This window comes from Rhizobium sp. BK418 (assembly GCF_004341105.1).
Lineage (GTDB): Bacteria > Pseudomonadota > Alphaproteobacteria > Rhizobiales > Rhizobiaceae > Rhizobium.
Genome location: NZ_SLZK01000002.1, coordinates 938,229 through 961,532, shown reverse-complemented (window position 1 = coordinate 961,532; position 23,304 = coordinate 938,229). Strand labels below are relative to the sequence as shown.

The following is a 23,304-nucleotide window of genomic DNA, read 5'->3' as shown; positions in this document are numbered from 1 at the left end:
GATCGCTTCTCCTGGCGCAACGATGCCCGGCCCTAGCTGGTTTGCAAGCAAACCACCGGGGTTGGCTGAAACGGGCCGGCTGATCGACCGGCCGGCTTGGCCGTAGATCTGGGCTACGACGCGTGCCGGCCGGTCGACCATCCGACTCCGTTTGAGCCAACAGAATGCTTCAATCTAATCAGGAAAGGCTCTAACGCCGCCAGCGTCGGCCGTCCGTCGAAACGCCGAAGTTTCCGGGCATGCGCGCATAGGAGGAAAGCCCGGCCAGAGCGGCGAGCGGATGCGTCACGACATAGGTTGGGATCGTTCGCAGCAGCGCGGAATGCGGCGCCTTATCCTCGAAGGCGGCGCGGAATTCCGGCCCTTTCAGCGCCGGAAGAATCTTCTGCGAGATGCCGCCTGAGAGATAGACGCCGCCGCGGGCCATGAAGACGAGCGCCATGTCGCCCGCGACGCGCCCGAGATAGGTCGCAAACAACGAGACCGTTTCGACGGCAACCTTGTCGCTGCCGGCGAGTGCATGCGAGGTGATATCGGCCGGATCGGACATCGTCGGTTTGAGACCGTCGGCGGCACAGATGGCGCGATAGAGATTGACGATGCCGCGGCCGCAGAGGATCTGCTCGGCCGAAATCCGGCCCTCGATGGTTTCGACATGCGGGAAGATCTCATAGTCGCGCCTGCTGCGCGGTCCGAGATCGACATGGCCGCCTTCGCCGGGAACTGGGATCCAGGTCGACTGAGCGTGAACCAGGCCGCCGACGCCGAGGCCGGTGCCGGGCCCGAGCACGACGCGGGACGCCACCATGTCGTCAGAAGTATAGCCGATGCGCTCGCGGTTTTCGTCGGACAGTGCGGCGATCGCCAACGCCTGGGCCTCAAAATCGTTGACGATGAGCACATCGACGAGGCCAAGCCCCTCGATCATCGTCTTCGGCCGCACCACCCAAGGGCAGTTGGTCAGCGGGATTTCATCGGCCTTGATCGGGCCGGCGACGGCAAGGATTGCGGCGCGCGGCTGCACGGACGTCTTGTCCAGGACACCTTTCTGGATCGCTTCGTCGATCGTCCCGTAATCGGCCGTGCGCACATTCGGAAACTGCTTCGGCTCGGCATAGGCATCCGACAGGATGGAAAAGCGGGCATTCGTGCCGCCGATATCGCCGATCAGGATCGGAAAGGGCAAGGGAGTGGAGGATGCAGTCATGGCCGGTTCCGTGCTGTAGCCCGAGATATCAGGCGTTAAGGGTAGGGAGAAGCTTTTCGGCTGTCGACTCGTTGAGCGCCATCGGAATGTCGTAGACGATCGCAAGCCGCATGAGCGCCTTCACGTCGACATCATGCGGCATCGGCGTCAGCGGGTCCACGAAGAAGATCAGGGCACTGACTTCGCCGGTCGAGATCAGGGCGCCGATCTGCTGGTCGCCGCCAAGCGGGCCGCTCTTCAGCCGCGTCACGTGAAGGTCGGGAACCGCGTCAAGCACGCGCCCGCCGGTCGTGCCGGTGGCGACGATTTTCCATTTGGCGAGGAGGTCTCTGTTGCGGCGGGCAAACTCCGCCATTTCGTCCTTCTTCTGGTCATGCGCAATCAATGCGAGGCATTTGTCGCCGGCCATGAACGGAACCTCCGCGCGAGTAATTCAATCGGTTTGGCCGCTTCTACACCAGCCGTTTGCGATTTGAAAGACAGCCGCCGGCAGCCTTGTTGCACAGGCCTATGGCCCGACGGGCTTGTCGCTCGGAAGCGGGCCGACGGAAGGCAGTGCAGTGCCAGCATCGATGGCGGATGCGGTAGCCGGTGCCGCCGCCAGTGCACTCGCCGCAGAAGGGCCGCCATAGGTTCCAGCTTCGGCAGAGGCGATGGACGGGGCATCGACAACGGCAGAGCAGGCCTTCGGCAGGTCGGAGACCATGACTTCACGCGGCGGCTTCGGTATTACACCGGGCTTCGGCGGTTTCGGCGGCGCCCAGGGTTCCCTAGTGAACCACCAGGCAAGCGACTTGTCGCAGCCGTCGCCGGCGGCGACGGGCGGCTGCGGCGTGCAGCTCTTGACGCCTGGCGGGCATTTGATGCGGATATGGAAATGCGAATCGTGCCCGTATTCGGGCCTGAGCTTGCCGAGATTGGTGCGATCACCCGTCCAGGTGTCGCACATCTTCTTCTTGATCGCCGGATTGACGAAGATGCGCTCGACCTGCGGATAGCTCGCAGCCAGCATGAGAAGCGCTGCCCGCTGCTCGCTCCAAACCTTGGGATCGATGGTCAGGAACTTGTCCTTTTGCAGCATGCTGATGAAGGGCAGGTTCTCCCGTTCTTCGTAGCTCATGCGGTGCGAGGGCATCGGCGTCAGCCAGACGTCGGCATCAAGGCCGATCTGATGCGAAGCATGGCCGTTGATCATCGGCCCGCCGCGCGGCTGGGCGATGTCGCCAACGAGGATGCCCGGCCAGCCGATCCTGTCATGCGCATCCTGCGAGAATTTCTCCAGAAGCGCGATCATCGCCGGATTACCCCAGCGCCGGTTGCGCGAAAGCCGCATCGCCTGCCAGGTCGGCCCGTCTGCCGGCAGCGCTTCGGCGCCTGTCATGCAGCCCTTGGCATAGAAACCGATCGGCTGCGCCGGTCCCTGCGTCGGCAATTTCATCGCGCCGAAAACCGCCTTGGCGCTGCCGGGGCTCGGTGTCTTCTGCTGAGCGCCGACATCGCCGGCGACAAGGCTTGCGCCCATTGCGCCAGCGAATATCAGCTTGCCGAAAGTCCCGAAAGCTTGAGTCCCGAAAGCCCGAATTAAGCCGAAAGCCATGCCGTTCCCATATTGCGCCAGAGTGATTTGCAATCGAATCTACCGTGAAAAGCAATTTTGGTGAATCGATGATTGGCGGGTGGCACGGGAAAGGCTTTAGCCGTTGGAAAGAACATCGGCCGTTTTGCGCACCCTCGAGAGCCGAGGCAGGATGCGCCCGCAGGAAAGCGCATGCATTTCGGCGGTGAAGGTCGCCATCGCATCCTCGACGGCGATGACGGCGTAGTTATGGGCAAAGGCATCGCGGACCGTTGCCTCGACGCCGAAATTCGTTGCGATGCCCGTCAGGATCACGGTCTTGATGCCGCGGCGGCGAAGCTGGAGATCCATCGCCGTACCATAAAAGGCGCTCCACTGCTGTTTGACGATATGGACGTCGACATCGAGCGCGGCGATTTCCGCAGGAGCCGCAAGCGCTTCGGCCGGAAGGCCGCCTTGAGGGAAAACCGCCGGCTCGTCCACCGGCTGGTTGACAGCATCGGCATAGTCCGGGGAGAATCCGACGGTAACGAGGATCACCGTGCCGCCTTCGGACTTCAACTTCCGTGCGATCGCGGCGGTATTCTCGACCACCTGCTCGGCCGAATGCGGCGCAAGTTGCCGGCTGACGATGAAGCCCTGCAGGTCGATGGAAATGAGTGCTGTGGTCTTGGGATCGTAGAGGGACATGGGAATCTCCGGGGAAGAAAATATGAGGGTATCCTCACAATGACAGATACGAGGATAACCTCACAAAAATCAAGCCCCGAACCGCAGACCCGCGTGCCGAAACGTCAGCGCGGCCACGACCGCGTCGCCGTCCTCCTCGAAGCAGCGGCCAGGGTCTTTCTCGAAAAGGGCTATGACGCCGCGACCATGACGGAGATTGCCGCAGCCGCCAATTCCTCTATCGGCTCACTCTATCAATTCTTCCCGACCAAGCTCCTGCTTGCCGAAGCGCTACACATCGACCGCCTGCAGCAGTTGAACGGCTGCCTCACCGAGCTCGCGGAGAAGACCCGCGGCGGGAGTGCGGCCGAGATCGGCGATGCGATCTTCACGCGGTTCGGCCGCTTTCTCGAGGAACATCCGGAATTTCCCGTTCTCGCCGCCAGGCGCGATGTACCCAAGGAGCGCAAGGCAAAATCGCGCGCGGAGCTTCGCGTCAGCATCACCGCACTCCTCAAGAATGCCGAGCCTTCGGTCGAGCGTGATGTCGATCTTCTGGGCGCTCTCGTCCTCGAGCTGCTGCGCATCGTCGTCGCAGCCGCCAATGACCCCGATGGCTCTGGTGATCCACGTCTCGTTGGCGAACTGCGGCGGATGTTGCGCAAGCGTCTCGAGGAAGTGACGCCCTGCACGTAAACGGTCAGGTCAAAATATTGCGAGCCCGGCAAAAAACAAACTCTCACCTGTTTTTCGCCGGCATTTTTCGTATTGTCGGCGAAAGCTAATAAACAGGGAAATGCTGAATGATGGCCTCGTGGTCGAAAATCGGTCTGCTGGTGGTTTTGGCGGGGGCGCTCGCGCCTGTGACTCTGTTGGCTGAGGACCAGCAGTTCCAGATCGGCAGCTCGGTCATCAGCGAAATGAAGTACAAGCCGGGTTTCACTCGTTTCGACTACGTCAATCCCGGTGCCCCGAAAGGCGGTGACCTGCGCCTGTCTTCGAGTGGCACGTTCGACACTTTCAATCCGCTGCTGGCGAAAGGCGAGACGGCTGTCGGCCTGTCGCTTGTCTACGACACGCTGATGAAATCGGCAGACGACGAACTCCTCGTCTCCTACGGTTTGCTTGCCGAAGGTCTTTCCTATCCGACGGATGTTTCCAGCGCGACCTTCCGACTCCGCAAGGAAGCGAAATGGGCAGACGGCCAGTCGGTCACGCCCGAAGACGTGATTTTCAGCCTCGACAAGACCAAGGAGCTCAATCCGCTCGCCGGGAACTACTACCGTCACGTCGTCAAGGCCGAAAAGACGGGCGAGCGGGACGTCACATTCACCTTCGATGAAAAGAATAATCGCGAGCTGCCAAACATTCTCGGCCAGCTGGTTGTCGTGCCCAAACATTGGTGGGAAGCCCCGGGACCGGACGGCAAGCCGCGCGACATTTCGAAGACGACGCTCGAGCCTGTCATGGGTTCGGGACCTTACAAGATTGCCGCCTTCTCGCCCGGCGCGACGATCCGCTACGAGCTGCGCGACGATTATTGGGGCAAGGACCTCAACGTGAATGTCGGCCAGAACAATTTCCGCAACATCCTCTACACCTATTATGGCGATCGGGACGTGGAGTTCGAGGCTTTCCGGGCCGGCAACAGCGATTATTGGCAGGAGACGACCGCGGCGCGCTGGGCGACGGGATATGATTTTCCGGCCGTGAAGGACGGGCGCGTCAAGAAGCAGGACGTTCCGAATCCGCTGCGTTCCACCGGGATCATGCAGGCTCTCGTGCCGAATATGCGCCGCGACATTTTTAAGGACGAGCGGGTTCGCGAGGCCCTGAATTACGGCCTGGACTTCGAGGAGTTGAACCGGACCGTCGCCTTCAACAGCTACAAACGCATCGACAGCTATTTCTGGAATACCGATCTCGCCTCGTCCGGCCTACCCCAGGGCAGGGAACTGGAAATCCTTCAGGGCTTGAAGGATCAGGTGCCGCAGGAGGTATTCACCACGCCCTACAGCAATCCCGTCGGCGGCGATCCGCAAAAGAGCCGGGACAATCTTCGCAAGGCCATCGCACTGCTGAAGGAGGCCGGCTGGGAATTGAAGGGAAACCGCATGGTCAATACCAAGAGCGGCCAGCCGATGAGTTTCGAAATCCTCCTGTCGAGCCCGATGCTGGAGCGTTGGGCAGTACCCTATGCCAATAATCTGAAGAAGATTGGTATCGATGCGCGGGTGCGCACCGTCGATGCGGCGCAATATACCAACCGTGCCCGCAGCTTCGATTACGACATGATCTGGAATGTCTGGGCGCAGACCATGAACCCGGGCAACGAGCAGGCCGATTACTGGGGCTCGGGTTCCGCCAACCAGCAGGGCTCGCGCAACTATGCCGGCATCGCCAATCCGGCCGTCGATGCGCTTGTTCGCATGATCATCTTCGCCCCCAACCGCGATGAACAGGTCGCCGCCATCAAGGCGATGGACCGTGTGCTGCTCGCCAACCATTATGTCATTCCGCTGTTCTACCGCGACACCTATTCGATTGCCTATTGGAATACGGTGACGCCTCCGGCGGAGTTTCCGACGTACAGCCTTGGCTTCCCCGATGCCTGGTGGTCCACCGCGGCGAAATGAGCAGGCTTGCAATGCGAGGGGGCCTGCGCTCCAAATGGCATCCGCGAATCACGAAATGCCGGCATAATCCGGCAAAGGAAGGCTGGCAGATTGAACGGCAATAGACTGGACGGCGCGCAGGCGACGATATTCCTGGAGGCCCGAGACTGATGGGCGCCTATATTCTTCGCCGCCTGCTTCTGATGATCCCGACCATCATCGGCATCATGGCGATTTCTTTCATCGTCGTTCAATTCGCGCCCGGCGGTCCGGTCGAACAGGTGATCTCCCAGTTGACCGGTCAGGCCGACAGCGCCGACCAGCGCATCTCCGGGGGCGGCGATCTCCTGGGCGGCGCGGGAGATGACGCCAATTCCAAATATCGCGGCGCCCAGGGCCTCGATCCGGAGCTGATCGCCAAGCTGGAAAAGCAGTTCGGTTTCGACAAGCCGCCGCTGACCCGCTTCGGCGAAATGATGTGGAATTACATACGCTTCGATTTCGGCGAAAGCTTCTTCCGCAACACGACCGTGCTCAATCTGATTGCCGAAAAGCTGCCGGTTTCGATCTCACTCGGCATCTGGATCCTGATCTTTTCCTACGCCATCTCCATTCCGCTCGGCATCCGCAAGGCAGTCAAGGACGGCTCCTCCTTCGATGTCTGGACCTCAGGCGTCATCATCGTCGGTTATGCAGTGCCGAGCTTCCTCTTCGGCATCCTGCTGATCGTGCTCTTCGCCGGCGGTTCCTTCTATGACTGGTTCCCGCTGCGCGGTCTCGTCTCGGACAATTTCGACCAGCTGGCCTGGTGGCAGAAGCCGCTCGATTATTTCTGGCACCTCACGCTGCCGCTGATCTCGCTGTCGCTCGCATCCTTCGCCACGACGACGCTTCTGACCAAGAATTCCTTCATCGACGAGATCAAGAAGCAATATGTCATCACCGCGCGCGCCAAGGGCCTCACCGAGCGCCAGGTGCTCTACGGCCACGTTTTCCGCAATGCCATGCTGATCATCATCGCGAGCTTCCCCGGCGCCTTCATCTCCGCCTTCTTCACCGGTTCGCTCCTGATCGAGAACATCTTCTCGCTCGATGGTCTCGGCCGCCTCGGCTATCTCTCGGTCGTCAACCGCGACTATCCGATCGTCTTTGCGACGCTCTACATCTTCTCGCTGCTCGGCCTGTTCGTCAGCCTAATCTCGGATCTGCTCTATACATGGATCGATCCGCGCATCGACTTCGAGCGGAGGGACGTCTGATGGATGCCGCCGCAAACCCGACGACGACGCCCGTACGCCCGCCCCGCAAGGGCCTGCTGTCGCCGACCAACATCCGCCGCTGGCGGAACTTCAAGGCGAACCGGCGCGGCTACTGGTCGCTCTGGCTCTTCCTTATCCTCTTCGTGCTCAGCCTCTTTGCCGAGTTTATCGCCAATGACAGGCCCATCATCGCCTCCTACAAGGGCGAAATCCTTTTCCCCGTCATCATCAATTATCCTGAGGAGAAATTCGGCGGCTTCCTGGCCGAGACGGACTATCGCTCTTCCGTCATAGCAGATGAGATCAATGCCAATGGCTGGATGATCTGGCCGCCGATCCGCTATTCCTACCAGTCGGTCAATTCCAATATTCCGCATTCGGCCCCGACGCCGCCGTTCTGGCTGATGTCGAAGGAGGAGCGCTGCTCGGCCTATCCGCAGGGTGCCAACGATCCCGATTGCAGGCTTGGCAATCTCAACTGGCTCGGCACGGACGATCAGGCGCGCGATGTCCTCGCCCGCGTCATCTACGGTTTCCGCATTTCCGTGCTCTTCGGCCTGGCGCTCACCATCTGCTCGGCCGTCATCGGTGTCACGGCCGGCGCCGTCCAGGGCTATTTCGGCGGCTGGACGGACTTGCTCTTCCAGCGCTTCATCGAGATCTGGTCCTCGATGCCGGTGCTCTATATCCTGCTCATCATCGCCGCCATCCTGCCCCCCGGCTTTTTCGTACTGCTCGGCATCATGCTGCTCTTCTCCTGGGTGGGCTTCGTCGGCGTCGTGCGCGCCGAGTTCCTGCGCGCCCGCAATTTCGAATATGTCCGGGCCGCCCGCGCGCTCGGCGTCAACAACCGCACCATCATGTGGCGGCATATGCTGCCGAATGCGATGGTAGCGACGCTGACCTTCCTGCCCTTCATCCTTTCGGGCTCGATCACCACGCTGACCTCGCTCGATTTCCTGGGCTTCGGCATGCCGCCGGGCTCTCCCTCGCTCGGTGAGCTGATCGCCCAGGGCAAGGCTAATCTCCAGGCGCCATGGCTCGGCCTGACGGCTTTCTTTACCATGTCGATCATGCTCTCGCTGCTGATCTTCATCGGCGAAGCAGTGCGCGATGCTTTCGATCCGAGAAAGACGTTCCAATGAGTGAATCCCTGCTCTCCGTCCGCGATCTCTCGGTCGCCTTCCATCAAGGCGGCGAAACCTCGCTCGCCGTCGACCGCATCTCCTTCGATATCGGCAAGGGCGAAGTCCTGGCGCTTGTCGGTGAATCCGGGTCCGGCAAGTCGGTGTCGGCAAATTCGATCCTGCGGCTTCTGCCCTATCCTTCGGCCAGCCATCCGGGCGGCGAGATCCTCTTCAAGGGCAAGAATCTCTTGAAGGCCTCCGATCGCGAGTTGCGCGAAGTGCGCGGCAACGACATCACCATGATTTTCCAGGAGCCGATGACATCGCTCAATCCGCTCCACACGATCGAGCAGCAGATCGCCGAGATTCTGGCGCTGCATCAGGGCATGACGGGGCAGGCTGCGCGCACCCGCATATTGGAACTCCTGAACCAGGTCGGCATCCGCGAGCCGGAAAAGCGCCTGAAGGCCTATCCGCACGAGCTCTCGGGCGGCCAGCGCCAGCGCGTGATGATCGCCATGGCGCTCGCCAACCGGCCGGAACTGCTGATCGCCGACGAGCCGACGACAGCGCTCGACGTGACCGTCCAGGCGCAGATCCTCGAACTTTTGCGCAAATTGAAGGGTGAGCATGGCATGTCCATGCTCTTCATCACTCATGATCTCGGCATCGTGCGCAAGTTCGCCGACCGCGTCTGCGTCATGACCAAGGGCAAGATCGTCGAGACCGGCACGGTGGAAGAGGTCTTCGCCAATCCGAAGCACGATTATACCCGCCACCTGCTCGCCTCCGAGCCGCGCGGCGAACCGCCGGTCACCGATCCTTCCAGGCCTGTCGTCATGGAAGGCAGCGACATCAAGGTCTGGTTCCCGATCAAGGCCGGCTTCATGCGCAAGGTCGTCGATCACGTGAAGGCGGTTGATGGCATCGATCTGACGCTGCGCTCCGGCCAGACGCTCGGCGTCGTCGGCGAATCCGGCTCCGGCAAGACCACGCTTGGCCTGGCGTTGACCCGCCTCATCTCCTCGAAGGGCCGCATTTCCTTCGTCGGAAAAGATATAGCGAACTATTCATTCACGGAAATGCGGCCGCTGCGCAACCAGCTGCAAGTCGTTTTTCAGGATCCCTATGGATCGCTCAGCCCGCGCATGTCGGTCGGCGATATCGTCGCCGAAGGCCTGAAGGTGCACGAGCGCTCGCTTTCTGCCGAGGAGCGCGACCAGCGCGTCTGCTGGGCGCTGGAGGAGGTCGGGCTCGATCCACTGACCCGCTGGCGCTTCCCGCATGAATTTTCCGGCGGCCAGCGCCAGCGCATCGCCATTGCCCGCGCCATGGTGCTGAAGCCGCGTTTCGTCATGCTCGACGAGCCGACCTCGGCGCTCGACATGAGCGTGCAGGCGCAGGTGGTGGACCTCTTGCGAGACCTGCAGAAGAAGCACGATCTCGCCTATCTCTTCATCAGCCACGACCTGAAAGTGGTGAAAGCGCTGGCTAACGATGTCATCGTCATGCGCTTCGGCAAGGTGGTGGAGCAGGGGCCATCGGCGGAGATCTTCCGGGCGCCGAAACATGACTATACCAGGGCGCTGATGGCCGCCGCCTTCAATATCGAGGCGGTGCCGACCGCAGCGGTCCAGCAATAAGACGGACAGCAGCAAAGAAAATCATGTCAGCAAAACCTCCCGTTGTCGTCGACCTCAAGTTCGATCCCCAAACCGTCGCCCGTATCCTGAAGACCGCCTTTGCCGACCGCGGCAGCATCAATGCCGCCGACCCGGACAGCAAGGCGCTGGACCTAACCGGCATCGACTACGCGCTGCTCTGGAAGCCGGATGCGGATATTTTCAAGCGCGCCCCGAACCTCAAGGTGCTCTTTTCCGGCGGCGCCGGGGTCGATAGCATCCTGTCCATTCCCGATCTGCCCGATCTGCCGATCGTCCGCTTCGTCGATCGCAGCCTGACGACGCGCATGAGCGAATGGGTGGTCATGCAGTGCCTCATGCATCTGCGCCTGCAGCGCCAGCATGACAAGGACCAGCGCAACCGTATCTGGGGCAAGCTCGTGCCGCCGGAAGCTGCCGAAATCACCGTCGGCGTCATGGGCCTCGGCATTCTCGGCCAGGATGCCGTCGCCAAGCTGCGTGTCATGGGCTTCAACGTCATCGGCTGGTCGCGCTCGAAGAAAGAGGTCGATGGCATCGAAACCTTCAGCGGGCCGGAGCTCGACGCCTTCCTGGCAAAGACCGATATCGTCGTCGGCCTTCTGCCGCTGACGCCGGATACGACAGGCCTATACAATAAGGCCTTCTTCGCCAGGCTGCGCCAGGGCGGCGCGCTCGGCAAGCCCGTCTTCATCAATGCCGGCCGCGGCAAGAGCCAGGTCCAGGCCGATATCGTCGCGGCGATCGAGGCCGGCGTGCTCGGCGGCGCCTCGCTCGATGTGTTCGAGGTCGAGCCTCTGCCGGCGGACGACCCGCTCTGGCAGCTGGAGAATGTCTTCATCACGCCGCATGACGCCGCGATCTCCGAAGAGAACGCGCTTTTTCGTCATGTCGAAATGCAGATCGCCCGCTTCGAACGTGGCGAGCCGCTGCAGTTCGTCGTCGATCGCAAAGCGGGATACTGAGCCGCCTCGGAACCATCCCCGCCGCATGTCGTTTTCCTGGCAGGAGCTCCGCAAGCCGAAACCTGCGGATTACCGGAAGGAGACGATCATGACCCATACGGAAACGCGTTGGGAAAAGTCCGATCAAAAGCTTCACGCCGAAGAACAGATTTCGCCTGTCAAGGCCAAGCAGGGCCGTACGGGTTATCGCATCCTGGCCGTGCTGATTGCTGCGCTGGTGCTGGCCTTCCTCGTCTGGATCCCCGTCGAGATCTGGGGTCAGAAGGAAGCCAATGATGTCGCCCCGCAGCAGCCCGGCCAGCAGATGCAGTCCCAGGTTCCGCAGCCTCCGCCGCAGAATGGCGGCACAGCGCCCGCCCAGCCTGCCGCACCGGCACGATGACGGGTTGATACCATACATTTGAAGCGCGTCCTGCAGCCACTCCGCTGAGGTAACTCGCGTGTTGTTTTTTCTGGACTTTGCCGATCTATTTTTCGATAAGAAGGCGCACGAGCCGGTTTCGTGCGCTGGTCGCAAACGGCCGCACCTGACCGGATTGACGGACAGGCAGGAGTTTCATGGCCAGGACCGATATAGCAAGGCGCGTCTACAATCACACCTGGAAACTCGATCCGATCATCCGCAGTCTGATCGATACGGATTTCTACAAGCTCCTGATGCTGCAGATGATCTGGAAGCTCTATCCTGACGTCGAGGCCTCCTTCACCCTCATCAACCGCACCAAGCGCGTGCGTCTCGCCGAGGAGATCGATGAGGGCGAGCTGCGCGAGCAGCTTGACCATGCGCGCACGCTGCGGCTCGCCAAGAAAGAGATGATCTGGCTCGCCGGTAACAGCTTCTATGGCCGCGCCCAGATCTTCGAGCCGGAATTCCTCGCCTGGCTCTCCAATTTCCAGCTGCCGGAATACGAGCTTTCCAAGAAGGACGGGCAATATGTGCTCGATTTCCATGGGTCGTGGAAGGAAACGACCATGTGGGAAATCCCCGCCCTTGCCATCATCAACGAGCTGCGTTCGCGCGCCGCCATGAAGGCGATGGGTCCCTTCACGCTTGATGTGCTCTATGCCCGCGCCAAGGCCAAGATGTGGGCCAAGGTGGAGAAGCTGCGCGAGCTGCCGGGCCTGCGCATTTCCGATTTCGGCACCCGCCGCCGCCATAGCTTCCTCTGGCAGCGCTGGTGCGTGGAAGCGCTGAAGGAAGGCATCGGCCCGGCCTTTACCGGCACCAGCAATGTATTGCTGGCTATGGATTCCGATCTGGAAGCCGTCGGCACCAATGCGCATGAGCTGCCGATGGTGGCCGCCGCTCTTGCCGAGACGGACGAGCAGCTCAGGAACGCGCCCTACAAGGTGCTGCGCGACTGGAACAAGCTTTACGGCGGCAACCTCTTGATCGTGCTGCCGGATGCTTTCGGAACGGCCGCCTTCCTGCGCGATGCGCCGGAATGGGTGGCTGACTGGACCGGCTTCCGCCCGGACAGCGCCCCACCGATCGAAGGCGGCGAGAAGATCATCGACTGGTGGAAGAAGATGGGCCGCGACCCGCGCCAGAAGCTCCTGATCTTCTCCGATGGGCTCGATGTCGATGCGATCATCGATACCTACAAGCATTTCGAGGGCCGGGTGCGCATGAGCTTCGGCTGGGGCACCAACCTGACGAACGATTTTGCCGGCTGTGCACCAACCGATACGTCCGACTTCCTGCCGATCTCCATCGTCTGCAAGGTCAGCGACGCCAATGGCCGCCCAGCGGTCAAGCTCTCGGACAACCCGCAAAAGGCGACTGGCGAACCGGCCGAGGTCGAGCGCTATCTGAAGTTCTTCGGCACCGAGGATCGCACCGATCAGGCGGTGCTGGTTTAGACTAAGGTGAAGTGCGCAGAGCTGGCCAGTGCCGGCGTGGCTCCTCGACCATTGTTTTCCCGCCGCGGCGTTTCGGCTTGACGGCGAGACTGTCGTCAGGCGGCAGAGCGACGCCGAGCTGCTCGGCAAGCGATCGGGCATCGGCTGGCGCACGCACCTTCACGTCATTGTCGAAATAGACATAGACATCGCGTCCCCTTGCCGATCGTTTCAGCGGCGGCTTGATGCGGTTGGCATCTTCGGGTTCGATTCCATGTGTCCAGGCATCGATGCGCCCGGCCCAGCGATGAAGCGCCTCATCGCTATAGCCGCTGACGTAAAGCTGCTCCGATCCATGCAGGCGGCAATAGACGAAATCGGCCGTCACATCCATCAGCAACGGCCATTCCACCGTATCGGCAACCACCAGCCCGACCTTGTGCTTGCGCAGCAGTTCGATGAATTCGGGCGCACAGAAACTGTCGTGGCGAATTTCCAGCGCATGCCGCATCGGCTGCGCCGCTTCGCTCTTCGTCCAGGCGCGGCCGTCGAGCCGCTCGTCATGCCCCTTCGCCATATCGGCCGCATCATCCGTATCCTTGGGCAGCATTGACAGGAAGTTCTCGAAGAGCTCGGCATCGAATTTCTGCCGTGGTGGAAACTGCCAGAGGATCGGCCCAAGCTTCGGCCCCAGGCGCAAGAGGCCGGAGGCGAGGAAATTGGCAAGCGGCTTCTCGATGTCGCGCAGGCGCTTGAGATGGGTGATGTAGCGCGAGCCCTTGACCGAAAACACGAAACCATCAGGGGTTTCATCGCGCCAGCTGGCGAAAGCGTCCGGCTTCTGCAGCCCGTAAAATGTGCCGTTGATCTCGATGGAGGGAAACTGCCGCGAGGCATAGGCAAGCTCGCGCTTCTGCACCAGCCCCTTGGGATAGAAGACACCGCGCCAGGGCGCATAGGTCCATCCCGATATGCCGATGCGGATCGTGCCCGCTTTTGCCATGGAGGTTTTTGCCATGGAAAGGAAACTGAGCCGGCGCATGCTTGTTCCCAAAAGGCGCTGCCTTGCCGCCAGCGCCTCGCAGGGCCTTCACGGATACGGTCAGGTACGTCAGGACCCTATAATCCTGCTGGGCATCAGGCAAATCAAAGAGGCGGCCGGCATCAGCCGCGCCAGCATTTGCTGGGCCTGCCAGCTTCCATTCGTCGATGTCGATTCCCGCACCCGATGGCGCCGGACGCAAGAAGTGGTGCGTTTTTTACGTCGCTTTTAAGGGCAAAAAGACGCCCGCTGACGCGGGCGGAAGGTAGACCGCCGGCGATCTGATCTAAGGTTGAGGAACAAACGTCAAGCGGTCCATTAAAGAACCGCAGATATTAGATAAGGTTCCGTCCGCTAACGAAGGAGTGATCGCGGCTTTGCCGACCGGCAGGTCCTGGACAACAGCCGAAATTGGCAGGAGGGGACGGTTGATCCCTTAGACAATCAACCTGACTGAACGCTGAGGGAAGCGCTTCCCGATCTCCATGGAACCGGCTCGCTTCGGCGGATTTTTACGCAAGTACTCGGGACTCATCGTCAACGGCCAGATAGTCGTCACCGCGGAAAAACCGCTTGAATGCGACGCTCTGGAAAGTGGAAACGATGGAGCCGGCCGGCGTAGCAGCGGTGATGCGCCACGAGGCTTGACTTTTAGACCACGAAGAGCAGAGGATTAGATATGGGGTTGCGATCACCCCACGAGGCCAAGGCCAAAGAATCGCGTCCTTTGAACCCGAACAAACGGAGGGACGCGCTATGCCGTCATTTCTTGAAATTTCTTCCGATAAGCTGAACCGTATCATCGGCACGCCCAACCTGCCGACGATTATCGATGTGCGCAACGACGAGGATTTTGCCGCCGATCCGCGCCTTGTTCCCGGCTCCACTCGCCGCGACTATCGCACCGTGGCCGATTGGGCGGGCGAAGTGGCCGGTCCGGTCATCGTGCTCTGCCAGCGAGGCCAGAAGCTCGCGCATGGGACTGCCGCCCACCTTCGCGCCCTCGGCGTTGAAGCGGAGGTTCTCGAAGGCGGTTTCGAAGGCTGGCGCGATGCAAAGGGCATTCTGGTGCCCGACGTCAAGCTGCCGCCGCGCGATGCCAGGGGGCGGACTGTCTGGGTCACGCGGGCGCGGCCGAAGATCGACCGCATTGCCTGCCCCTGGCTGATCCGCCGTTTCGTCGATCCCTCGGCCGTTTTCCTATTCGTGCCGGCCGCCGAGGTTCCTGATGTCGCCGATCGCTTCAACGCGGTGCCGTTCGACATTGAAAACGTCTTCTGGAGCCACCGAGGGGAGCTTTGCACCTTCGACACTATGATCGAAGAGTTCGGCCTCAAAACCGAGCCGCTTCTGCACCTTGCGACGATCGTTCGCGGCGCTGACACCGCCCGGCCGGACCTTGCACCTGAAGCGCCCGGCCTCCTGGCGGCATCGCTCGGCCTTTCCCGCATGTTCAACGATGACCTTGCGCAGCTCGAGGCCGGAATGCTGCTTTATGACGCCTTCTATCGCTGGTGCCGCGATGCGACCGACGAGACGCACAACTGGCCCAATCCCAGGAAGGGGTAGAGCCCATGACCGACCTTGCAAAAGACGCGGCCGAGCAGCCCGGCTCGGCCCAAAAGGATGTCGTGCCGCTCTCCGAGGCCGTAAAGGTCTGGGCGCGCGTCGCCGCCCTCAGCTTCGGCGGCCCGGCAGGACAGATCGCCGTCATGAATCGCATCCTCGTCGACGAAAAAAGGTGGATCGGCGAGCACAGGTTCCTGCATGCCCTGAACTACTGCATGCTGCTGCCCGGGCCTGAAGCCCATCAGCTGGCAATCTATATCGGCTGGCTGCTGAACAGGACTCTGGGCGGCATGATCGCCGGCATCCTCTTCGTCCTGCCGGGCCTCTTCTCGATCCTGGCGCTGAGCTATGTCTACGTCATCTTCGGAAACGTGACCGTCATCGCGGGCATGTTCTTCGGCCTGAAATGCGCGGTTCTGGCGATCGTGGTCCAGGCGGTCTTCCGCATCGGCAGCCGGGCGCTGAAGAACAATGTCATGGTGGGGCTCGCAGCCGCCGCCTTCGTTGCAATCTTCTTCCTGCATGTTCCGTTCCCGGCGATCATCCTTGCGGCCGGGCTGATCGGCTATTTCGGTGCGCGCGCCGGTATGACGGCATTCAAGCTCGGCGGCGGGCACAAATCCGGCGCCGGCAAAATCCTGGAAGACAGGGATTCGCTTCTGGGCGAGGAGATCCCCGCCCACGCCCGCCCCAATCTGGCGTGGTCGCTGAAGACCTCGGGCGCGCTTGCCGCCGCATGGCTTCTGCCGGTCGCTCTCCTTCTCCTCACACTCGGTCCCGACAATACCTTCTCCAAGATCGGCCTGTTCTTCAGCCAGATGGCCGTCGTGACCTTCGGCGGCGCTTATGCGGTGCTCGCCTATGTCGCACAGGAGGCGGTGCAACATTTCGGCTGGCTGCAGCCGGGCGAAATGCTCGATGGTCTGGGCATGGCGGAAACCACTCCCGGGCCGCTGATCATGGTGACGCAGTTCGTCGGCTTCCTGGCAGGCTATCGTTCAGCGGGACCATTAGGCCCACTCACGGCCGCAACGCTCGCCGCCATGCTGACGACATGGGTCACCTTCATCCCGAGCTTTCTCTGGATCTTCGCAGGCGCGCCCTTCATCGAGAAGATGCGCGGCAATGTGGCACTTAGCGGTGCGATGTCGGCAATCACCGCCGCCGTCGTCGGCGTGATCCTCAATCTCGCCGTCTGGTTCGGGCTGCATGTGCTGTTCCGCGAGACGACGCGCTTTACCTATAGGGCGTGGACGATGGATCTGCCCGTCCTGACGTCCATCGCCTTGCCGCCTCTGGCGCTGACCATCTTCGCCGCAGTCGCCATCTTCCGGCTGAGGATGTCGGTGATACCGATCCTGGCGACGACAGCTGCTTTGGGCGTTGCGTGGACAGTGCTTTTTTCCTCTTAGAAGTTCTGTCGCCTGTATAGGATGCATACGCCGTGTGGGAAATGTCAGACGATGACATGACAGCTATTGAATCCGACATTTCCCAGAGAGTGTTGAAAATTGCCTATGCATCCTACGCCGCCGGATCTGAGATCCAGCTCATCGCACTCTGCTGATTTCGGCGTGATTGCTTCCGGAAAGGTATCTACTTCGACAGCCAGCTTTCGAAGTAATGGCGAACAGCCGCGCCGGCGCCGAAATGATCGGTCGTATCCAGCCTCGCAACCGCGCCACGCACGACATCCGCCATGACGGCTGCAGGCACGATGCCAGACTTGACCAGGGATTGAAACAGTTCCTCCATCAGGATGATCGTTCCGATCGCTTCGTCCTCAGCCTTGAAATTCGTCATCGCTGGTCTCCCCTCTCCGTCGTTGGCAATGAAGTGGTTCTGTGCTGAAAGTCCGGAGCAGCTTATCGTCTTACGATGGCGTTGTAGACCAGCCCGAAGAAATTCGTCGCTACCTTGTTAAATGGCTGGCTGCCACATAGGACGCGCTTGGTCCATTAGCTTTTGCTTTGCCTGCGCGTTAGTTATCTGCACAGTCACCATCGCTCGTGGCCAAGCGCCTTTCCGAGGATGATTGCGGCTGGGAATGCTTCGCCGCACAGAACTCTCAGCGATCGGAGGCAGGCGAGTCGGCATTAAATAATGCAAAAATTTCAGAACATTAACGTAAGGAAAAATGGCGGACAGAGAGGGATTCGAACCCTCGGTACGCTTTCACGTACACACGCGTTCCAGGCGTGCGCCTTCAACCACTCGGCCACCTGTCCATTTGCGTTTCGCACCGGAGAGGAGCAAATCGTCGGAACGGCGCGATATATACCGATGAATTTTTGCCGATCAACCCAAATCTAACAGTTTTTTGACTTCTTCTGATAAAACTGCGCGCATGCCGTCCATTGCGCCGTGTCTGCCGCAAACCTATGTCTGGTTTGGGTAGACAATGGCGCGGCTCGCCGGATATCAAGGCATTACCGTCGTCGGAGGATTTGATGCGTTTCTTGTTGCGTCTCGCCAGTCTGTTTGCGCTGGCAGCGGCGGTCATTGCCGGAACCATCGATTCGATTCAATCCGTCGCATCCTCGCAAGTGATCATGACCCCGATGGCCGATGCCTGGCAGGATGTCAGCCCCACGACGCTGACGGCGCTCCAGTCGTCCCTCTCCTACTATATCCACCCGCGCTTCTATGCCTTTATCTTCCAGTGGCTCATGTTGCAGCCGGCCTTCGCCGTGTTTCTGGTCTTGTCGCTCCTCTTCTGGATGATCGGCTATAAGAAGCCGCCGGTGGCTGGCCGCTTTACCGCCTGACCGCTGACGCCAGCCAGCACTATCTGCAGGGTGTGGAACGGGCACGATCGGCCGGTACTGAAGCAGCGGGATTCTGGTGCTGATGACGAGGCGCCGTTGATCAGAAAATCCGCACTTTAGCGGCAGATTTGCCCAGAATTCAGCACCCGAGGACTGATTTTCAGCAATGATGGCAAATCTTTACCAACCGAAAAATTTCTGGTGAATTTTTCGCTGAGCCATGCAAGGATGCACGCAGCCAGGCCTCCGGGGGGAGGTCGGTGGTTCCGCAGACATGCCTCAAAAGGCTTGCGGGAGGACCCCAAACAAATAGTAACAACAGGGCTGCAAACTCATGAAAAAATCCCTTCTCACCCTCCTTGCCGTGGCAGCGATGTCGACGACGGCGCTTGCCGCCGACATCAAGCCGGCTCTCGTTTACGGCACCGGCGGGAAGTTCGATAAGTCCTTCAACGAAGCGGCCTTCAACGGCGCCGAAAAGTTCAAGAAGGAAACCGGCATCGCCTACCGTGACTTCGAACCCACCGGCGACACCCAGGGCGAGCAGGCTATCCGCAACTTTGCAAGCCGCGGCTTCAACCCGGTCGTTGCCGTTTCCTTCGCCTGGACCTCGGCTGTCGAGAAGGTTGCCGCTGAATTCCCGGATACCAAGTTCATCATCGTCGACTCCGTCGTCGACAAGCCGAATGTCCGCTCCGTCCTCTACAAGGAAGAGGAAGGCTCCTATCTCGTTGGCGTTCTCGCTGGCCTCGCTTCCAAGTCCGGCAAGGTCGGTTTCGTCGGCGGCATGGATATTCCGCTGATCCGCAAGTTCGAATGCGGCTATGAGCAGGGCGCTCGTTCCGTCAAGTCCGACATCGAAGTCTTCCAGAACATGACCGGCACGACCGGTGCAGCCTGGAACGACCCGGTTCGCGGCGGCGAGCTCGCCAAGAACCAGATCGATCAGGGTGCAGACGTCGTTTACGCAGCAGCCGGTGCAACCGGTCTTGGCGTTCTGCAGACGGCAGCCGACAACAAGAAGCTGTCGATCGGCGTCGATTCCAACCAGAACCACCTGCATCCGGGTTCCGTTCTGACCTCGATGGTCAAGCGCGTCGATCTGGCCGTCTACAATGCCTTCAACGACACCAAGAACGACAAGTTCACGCCCGGCGTCCTGGCCCTCGGCATCAAGGAAGACGGCGTTGCCGCTGCTATGGACGACAACAACAAGCCGCTGATCACGGCCGAAATGCAGACTGCCCTCGACAAGGCCAAGGCCGACATCGTCGCAGGCACCGTCAAGGTCCACGATTACACCACGGACAACGCTTGCCCGAAGTGAGTCGAAACTGAGATCGGGCGTATGGCGGACAAGGATTTTCGCCATACGCCCTTTTCTTATTTGGAGCCTGCTGTGACAGACCAGCCTGCTATCGAACTTGTCGGCATCGACAAGAAATTCGGCGCCGTTCACGCCAACAAGGACATCAACCTCACCGTCGCCAAGGGCTCGATCCACGGGATCATCGGGGAAAACGGCGCGGGTAAATCGACGCTGATGTCCATTATCTACGGTTTTTACCATGCCGATAGCGGCGAGATCCGCGTCAACGGCCAGCCGGTCACCATCCGCGACAGCCAGGCCGCCATCGCAGCCGGCATCGGCATGGTGCACCAGCACTTCATGCTGGTCGATAATTTCACTGTCCTCGAAAACATCATGCTCGGTGCGGAAGGCGGCGCGCTGCTGGCGAAGGGCGTTGCTTCCGCCCGCGCCGAACTCAAGCGGCTGGAAACCGAGTACGGCCTGGAGGTCAATCCGGATGCGCTGATCGAGCAGCTCCCGGTTGGCCTGCAGCAGCGCGTGGAAATCCTCAAAGCCATGTATCGCGGCGCCGAAATCCTGATCCTCGACGAGCCGACAGGCGTGCTGACGCCGGCCGAAGCCGATCACCTTTTCCGCATCCTTGGCGTGCTGCGCGATCAGGGCAAGACGGTCATCCTCATCACCCATAAGCTGCGCGAGATCATGGCGATCACCGATACGGTTTCCGTCATGCGCCGCGGCGAGATGGTCGCCACCCGCAAGACGAGCGAGACTACAGTCGAGGAATTGGCCGAACTCATGGTCGGCCGCCGCGTGCTGCTGCGCGTCCAGAAGGGCGAGGCAAAGCCCGCCGATGTCGTTCTGTCCATCCGCAACCTTACGGTCAAGGATAACAGGGGCGTGACGATGGTCGACAACGTCTCCTTCGATGTCCGCGCCGGCGAGATCGTCGGCATTGCCGGTGTTGCCGGCAACGGCCAATCGGAACTGCTGGAGGCGATTGCCGGCATCCGCAAGCCGGCGTCAGGCGAAATCCTGCTCGACGGCCAGCCAATCGACAAGGCTGATCCGGCCCGGCTTCGCGAGCTCGGCCTCGCCCATATTCCCGAAGACCGCCATCACATGGGGCTGGTCCTGAAATTCGAGGAATATGAGAATTCCGTGCTCGGCTATCATCGCCATAAGGGCTACAGCCGCGGACCGCTGCTCGATCTCGAAGCCATTCGCAAGGATGCGATGGAGAAGATCGAGAAGTACGACATCCGCCCGCCGAACCCGCGGCTGAAGACGGCGAATTTCTCCGGCGGCAATCAGCAGAAGATCGTCGTCGCCCGCGAAATCGAGCGTGACCCGAAAATGCTGATCATCGGCCAGCCGACCCGCGGCGTCGATATCGGCGCCATCGAATTCATCCATCGCCGGATCATCGAGATGCGCGACGCGGGCAAGGCGATCCTGCTCGTATCCGTCGAACTCGATGAAATCCGTGCCCTTTCAGACCGTATCCTTGTCATGTTCGCCGGCCATGTCGTCGGCGAGAAGGCGCCCGATGCCGGTGAACAGACCCTCGGCCTGATGATGGCCGGCATTGCCGCGTGAGGCCTTGATGAGCACTGCTTCCGTACCCCTACCGAGATGGATCAATTACGGCCTGATCCCTCTTTTGAACCTGATCGTCGCCTTCCTGATATCAGGCTTCGTCGTCTGGCTGATAGGCGAAAGCCCGCTGGCCGCGCTCTCGCTGCTCATCGAAGGCGCCTTCGGCAGCGGTGAAGGCATCGGCTTCACGCTCTATTACGCGACGAGTTTCATCTTCACCGGCCTGTCGGTCGCCGTCGCCATCCATGCCGGCCTCTTCAATATCGGCTCGGAAGGCCAGGCCTATGTCGGCGGCCTCGGCTGTGCGCTGGCGGCGCTGGCGCTCGACAAATATGTGCCTTGGTATGTGACCATGCCGGTTGCCGTCGTCGGCGCCGGCCTTTTCGGCGCTGCCTGGGCCTTCATTCCTGCCTTCCTGCAGGCGAAGCGCGGCAGCCACATCGTCATCACCACGATCATGTTCAACTATATCGCCGCAGCGCTGATGGTCTATCTGCTGGTGCATGTGCTGATCGTGCCGGGCAAGATGGCGCCGGAAACCCGCACCTTCCTGGAGGGCGGGCAGCTTCCGAAACTCGGCTGGGTCATGGCGATGTTCGGCAGCAAACTCGGTGCTGCTCCGTTCAATGTCTCCTTCATCATTGCGCTGGTCGCGGCCTGGTTCGTCTGGGTCCTGGTCTGGCGCACCAAGCTCGGCTTTGAGATGCGCACGCTCGGCGTCAGCCCGACAGCGGCCTCCTATGCCGGGATTCCCTATGCGCGTATCGTCATTATCGCTATGCTGCTCTCTGGAGCGCTGGCCGGCATGATGGCGCTGAACCCGGTCATGGGCTCGTCGGCGCGCCTGCAGGTGGAGTTCGTCGGTGGCGCGGGTTTCGTCGGTATCGCCGTCTCGCTGATGGGACGAAACCATCCGCTCGGCATCATCTTCGCCGCAATCCTCTTCGGCGTCCTCTATCAGGGCGGCGACTGGATCTCTTTCGAAATGCCAAACATCACCCGCGAGATGATCCTCGTCATTCAGGGTCTGGTGATCCTGTTTGCCGGCGCGCTGGAATATATGTTCCGCCCGGCGATGGTGCATATCTACCAGCAGTTCAAGCGAGCCTGAGGAACGGACGATGGAATATTATGAAATTTTCATCAGCGTTCTGAGCTCGACGATCCGGCTCTCCATTCCCCTGATCTTCACCGCACTTGCTGGCCTGTTTTCCGAGCGCGCCGGCATTTTCGATATCGGTCTCGAAGGCAAGATGCTGGGCTCGGCCTTCGCCGCCGCCTGTGTGGCCTATCTCACCGGCTCGGCTTGGGCCGGCCTTGGCGCCGGCGTGGTCTGCTCGGTGGCGCTCAGCCTCGTGCACGGCTTTGCCTCGATCACCAATCGCGGCAATCAAATCATCTCGGGCGTCGCCATCAACTTCTTCATCGCCGGTATCACCATCGTGCTCGGTCAGGCCTGGTTCGGGCAGGGCGGCCGCACGCCGCAACTGGACCCGCAAGCGCGTTTCGCGCCGATCGTGCTTCCGGGTGCGGATGCCATTCGCGACGTGCCGATCATTGGCCCGCTCTATGCCGGCGTGATCTCCGGCAACAATATCCTCACCTATCTTGCCTTCCTCGCCGTGCCTTTCTCCTGGTGGGTTCTCTATCGCACGCGTTTCGGCCTTCGCCTGCGTGCCGTCGGTGAAAATCCGGGTGCAGTCGATACGGCAGGCATTTCGGTAAGCTGGCTGCGCTACCGCGCCGTCATGTGCGCCGGCATTCTCTGCGGCTTCTCCGGCACCTATCTGTCGATCGCCCAGTCTGCTGCGTTCATCAAGGACATGTCAGCCGGCAAGGGCTATATCGCGCTTGCGGCACTGGTCTTCGCCAAGTGGAAGCCGGTCCCGGTCATGTTCGCCTGCCTGCTCTTCGGCTTCCTCGATGCATTGTCGAACTTCATGCAGGGTAAGTCGGTACCGTTGATTGGTGAGGTGCCCGTTCAGGTTTTCCAGGCGCTGCCCTATATTCTGACCTGCGTGCTGCTCGCCGGTTTCATCGGCGTCGCCATCCCGCCGAAGGCCGGCGGCGTGCCCTATGTAAAGGAGCGTTGA

General features: G+C 60.9%; 22 protein-coding genes and 1 tRNA gene. 16 read left to right on the top strand and 7 right to left on the bottom strand.

What is annotated here, in order from left to right:
* Nucleotides 1–190: 190 nt before the first annotated feature.
* From EV281_RS10770 to EV281_RS10755, 4 genes are all read right to left on the bottom strand, one after another.
* Complete coding sequence (locus tag EV281_RS10770; protein WP_132653066.1) at nucleotides 191–1,207, bottom strand: glucokinase; 1,017 nt, start codon at nucleotides 1,205–1,207, stop codon at nucleotides 191–193.
* Nucleotides 1,208–1,235: 28 nt separating this feature from the next.
* A complete protein-coding gene (locus EV281_RS10765) occupies nucleotides 1,236–1,616 on the bottom strand; it encodes a methylglyoxal synthase (protein ID WP_132653065.1) in 381 nt (126 codons plus the stop codon).
* 99 nt (nucleotides 1,617–1,715) lie between these two features.
* A complete protein-coding gene (gene mepA, locus EV281_RS10760; RefSeq protein WP_132653064.1) occupies nucleotides 1,716–2,804 on the bottom strand; it encodes a penicillin-insensitive murein endopeptidase in 1,089 nt (362 codons plus the stop codon).
* 96 nt (nucleotides 2,805–2,900) lie between these two features.
* Nucleotides 2,901–3,473, bottom strand: coding sequence for a hydrolase (locus EV281_RS10755; RefSeq protein WP_132653063.1), 573 nt, complete (start codon nucleotides 3,471–3,473; stop codon nucleotides 2,901–2,903).
* A 39-nt stretch (nucleotides 3,474–3,512) separates the two neighbouring features.
* On the opposite strand from EV281_RS10755, the gene EV281_RS10750 reads away from it, so the two are divergent.
* From EV281_RS10750 to pncB, 8 genes are all read left to right on the top strand, one after another.
* Complete coding sequence (locus EV281_RS10750) at nucleotides 3,513–4,148, top strand: TetR/AcrR family transcriptional regulator (protein WP_132653062.1); 636 nt, start codon at nucleotides 3,513–3,515, stop codon at nucleotides 4,146–4,148.
* A 107-nt stretch (nucleotides 4,149–4,255) separates the two neighbouring features.
* On the top strand, nucleotides 4,256–6,088 hold the full coding sequence (locus EV281_RS10745; protein ID WP_132653061.1) for an extracellular solute-binding protein: 1,833 nt from the start codon (nucleotides 4,256–4,258) through the stop codon (nucleotides 6,086–6,088).
* Nucleotides 6,089–6,237: 149 nt separating this feature from the next.
* Nucleotides 6,238–7,326: a microcin C ABC transporter permease YejB gene (locus EV281_RS10740; RefSeq protein WP_132653060.1), complete on the top strand. Its 1,089-nt coding sequence runs from the start codon at nucleotides 6,238–6,240 to the stop codon at nucleotides 7,324–7,326.
* Complete coding sequence (locus EV281_RS10735; protein WP_132653059.1) at nucleotides 7,326–8,471, top strand: ABC transporter permease; 1,146 nt, start codon at nucleotides 7,326–7,328, stop codon at nucleotides 8,469–8,471. Before EV281_RS10740 ends, EV281_RS10735 begins: the two co-directional genes overlap by 1 nt.
* The gene (locus tag EV281_RS10730) at nucleotides 8,468–10,096 is read left to right on the top strand and encodes an ABC transporter ATP-binding protein (RefSeq protein WP_132653058.1); all 1,629 of its coding nucleotides are present in this window, start codon (nucleotides 8,468–8,470) and stop codon (nucleotides 10,094–10,096) included. The genes EV281_RS10735 and EV281_RS10730 overlap by 4 nt, the downstream gene beginning before the upstream one ends.
* A gap of 23 nt (nucleotides 10,097–10,119) precedes the next feature.
* A complete protein-coding gene (locus EV281_RS10725) occupies nucleotides 10,120–11,079 on the top strand; it encodes a glyoxylate/hydroxypyruvate reductase A (RefSeq protein ID WP_132653057.1) in 960 nt (319 codons plus the stop codon).
* Between the two features lie 88 nt (nucleotides 11,080–11,167).
* Nucleotides 11,168–11,461: a hypothetical protein gene (locus EV281_RS10720; protein WP_132653056.1), complete on the top strand. Its 294-nt coding sequence runs from the start codon at nucleotides 11,168–11,170 to the stop codon at nucleotides 11,459–11,461.
* A gap of 176 nt (nucleotides 11,462–11,637) precedes the next feature.
* Entirely contained in the window at nucleotides 11,638–12,942 is a 1,305-nt protein-coding gene (pncB, locus tag EV281_RS10715; protein WP_132653055.1) for a nicotinate phosphoribosyltransferase, read from the top strand.
* Nucleotide 12,943: 1 nt separating this feature from the next.
* Here pncB and EV281_RS10710 read toward each other — a convergent pair whose 3' ends face one another.
* A complete protein-coding gene (locus EV281_RS10710; RefSeq protein WP_132653054.1) occupies nucleotides 12,944–13,924 on the bottom strand; it encodes a DUF72 domain-containing protein in 981 nt (326 codons plus the stop codon).
* Nucleotides 13,925–13,937: 13 nt separating this feature from the next.
* Between EV281_RS10710 and EV281_RS10705 the strand changes: the two genes are divergently transcribed.
* The 3 genes from EV281_RS10705 (at nucleotide 13,938) to chrA (ending at nucleotide 16,944) form a co-directional block, all read left to right on the top strand.
* Complete coding sequence (locus tag EV281_RS10705; protein WP_132653053.1) at nucleotides 13,938–14,195, top strand: hypothetical protein; 258 nt, start codon at nucleotides 13,938–13,940, stop codon at nucleotides 14,193–14,195.
* Nucleotides 14,196–14,719: 524 nt separating this feature from the next.
* Entirely contained in the window at nucleotides 14,720–15,532 is an 813-nt protein-coding gene (locus tag EV281_RS10700) for a sulfurtransferase/chromate resistance protein (protein ID WP_132653052.1), read from the top strand.
* Nucleotides 15,533–15,537: 5 nt separating this feature from the next.
* Nucleotides 15,538–16,944: a chromate efflux transporter gene (gene chrA, locus EV281_RS10695; protein WP_132653051.1), complete on the top strand. Its 1,407-nt coding sequence runs from the start codon at nucleotides 15,538–15,540 to the stop codon at nucleotides 16,942–16,944.
* Nucleotides 16,945–17,128: 184 nt separating this feature from the next.
* Here the strand turns inward: chrA and EV281_RS10690 are convergent, their stop codons facing one another.
* On the bottom strand, nucleotides 17,129–17,335 hold the full coding sequence (locus EV281_RS10690; protein WP_132653050.1) for a hypothetical protein: 207 nt from the start codon (nucleotides 17,333–17,335) through the stop codon (nucleotides 17,129–17,131).
* 335 nt (nucleotides 17,336–17,670) lie between these two features.
* Nucleotides 17,671–17,760, bottom strand: a tRNA-Ser gene (locus EV281_RS10685).
* A gap of 222 nt (nucleotides 17,761–17,982) precedes the next feature.
* Between EV281_RS10685 and EV281_RS10680 the strand changes: the two genes are divergently transcribed.
* From EV281_RS10680 to EV281_RS10660, 5 genes are all read left to right on the top strand, one after another.
* A complete protein-coding gene (locus EV281_RS10680; RefSeq protein WP_132653049.1) occupies nucleotides 17,983–18,300 on the top strand; it encodes a hypothetical protein in 318 nt (105 codons plus the stop codon).
* Between the two features lie 334 nt (nucleotides 18,301–18,634).
* Nucleotides 18,635–19,627, top strand: a complete 993-nt coding sequence (locus EV281_RS10675; RefSeq protein WP_132653048.1) for a BMP family ABC transporter substrate-binding protein — start codon at nucleotides 18,635–18,637, stop codon at nucleotides 19,625–19,627.
* 72 nt (nucleotides 19,628–19,699) lie between these two features.
* Nucleotides 19,700–21,211 carry an ABC transporter ATP-binding protein gene (locus EV281_RS10670; protein WP_132653047.1) on the top strand — a complete coding sequence of 504 codons (1,512 nt, stop codon included), beginning with the start codon at nucleotides 19,700–19,702 and terminating at the stop codon, nucleotides 21,209–21,211.
* A 7-nt stretch (nucleotides 21,212–21,218) separates the two neighbouring features.
* The gene (locus EV281_RS10665; protein ID WP_132653046.1) at nucleotides 21,219–22,322 is read left to right on the top strand and encodes an ABC transporter permease; all 1,104 of its coding nucleotides are present in this window, start codon (nucleotides 21,219–21,221) and stop codon (nucleotides 22,320–22,322) included.
* A 10-nt stretch (nucleotides 22,323–22,332) separates the two neighbouring features.
* Complete coding sequence (locus EV281_RS10660) at nucleotides 22,333–23,304, top strand: ABC transporter permease (RefSeq protein ID WP_132653045.1); 972 nt, start codon at nucleotides 22,333–22,335, stop codon at nucleotides 23,302–23,304.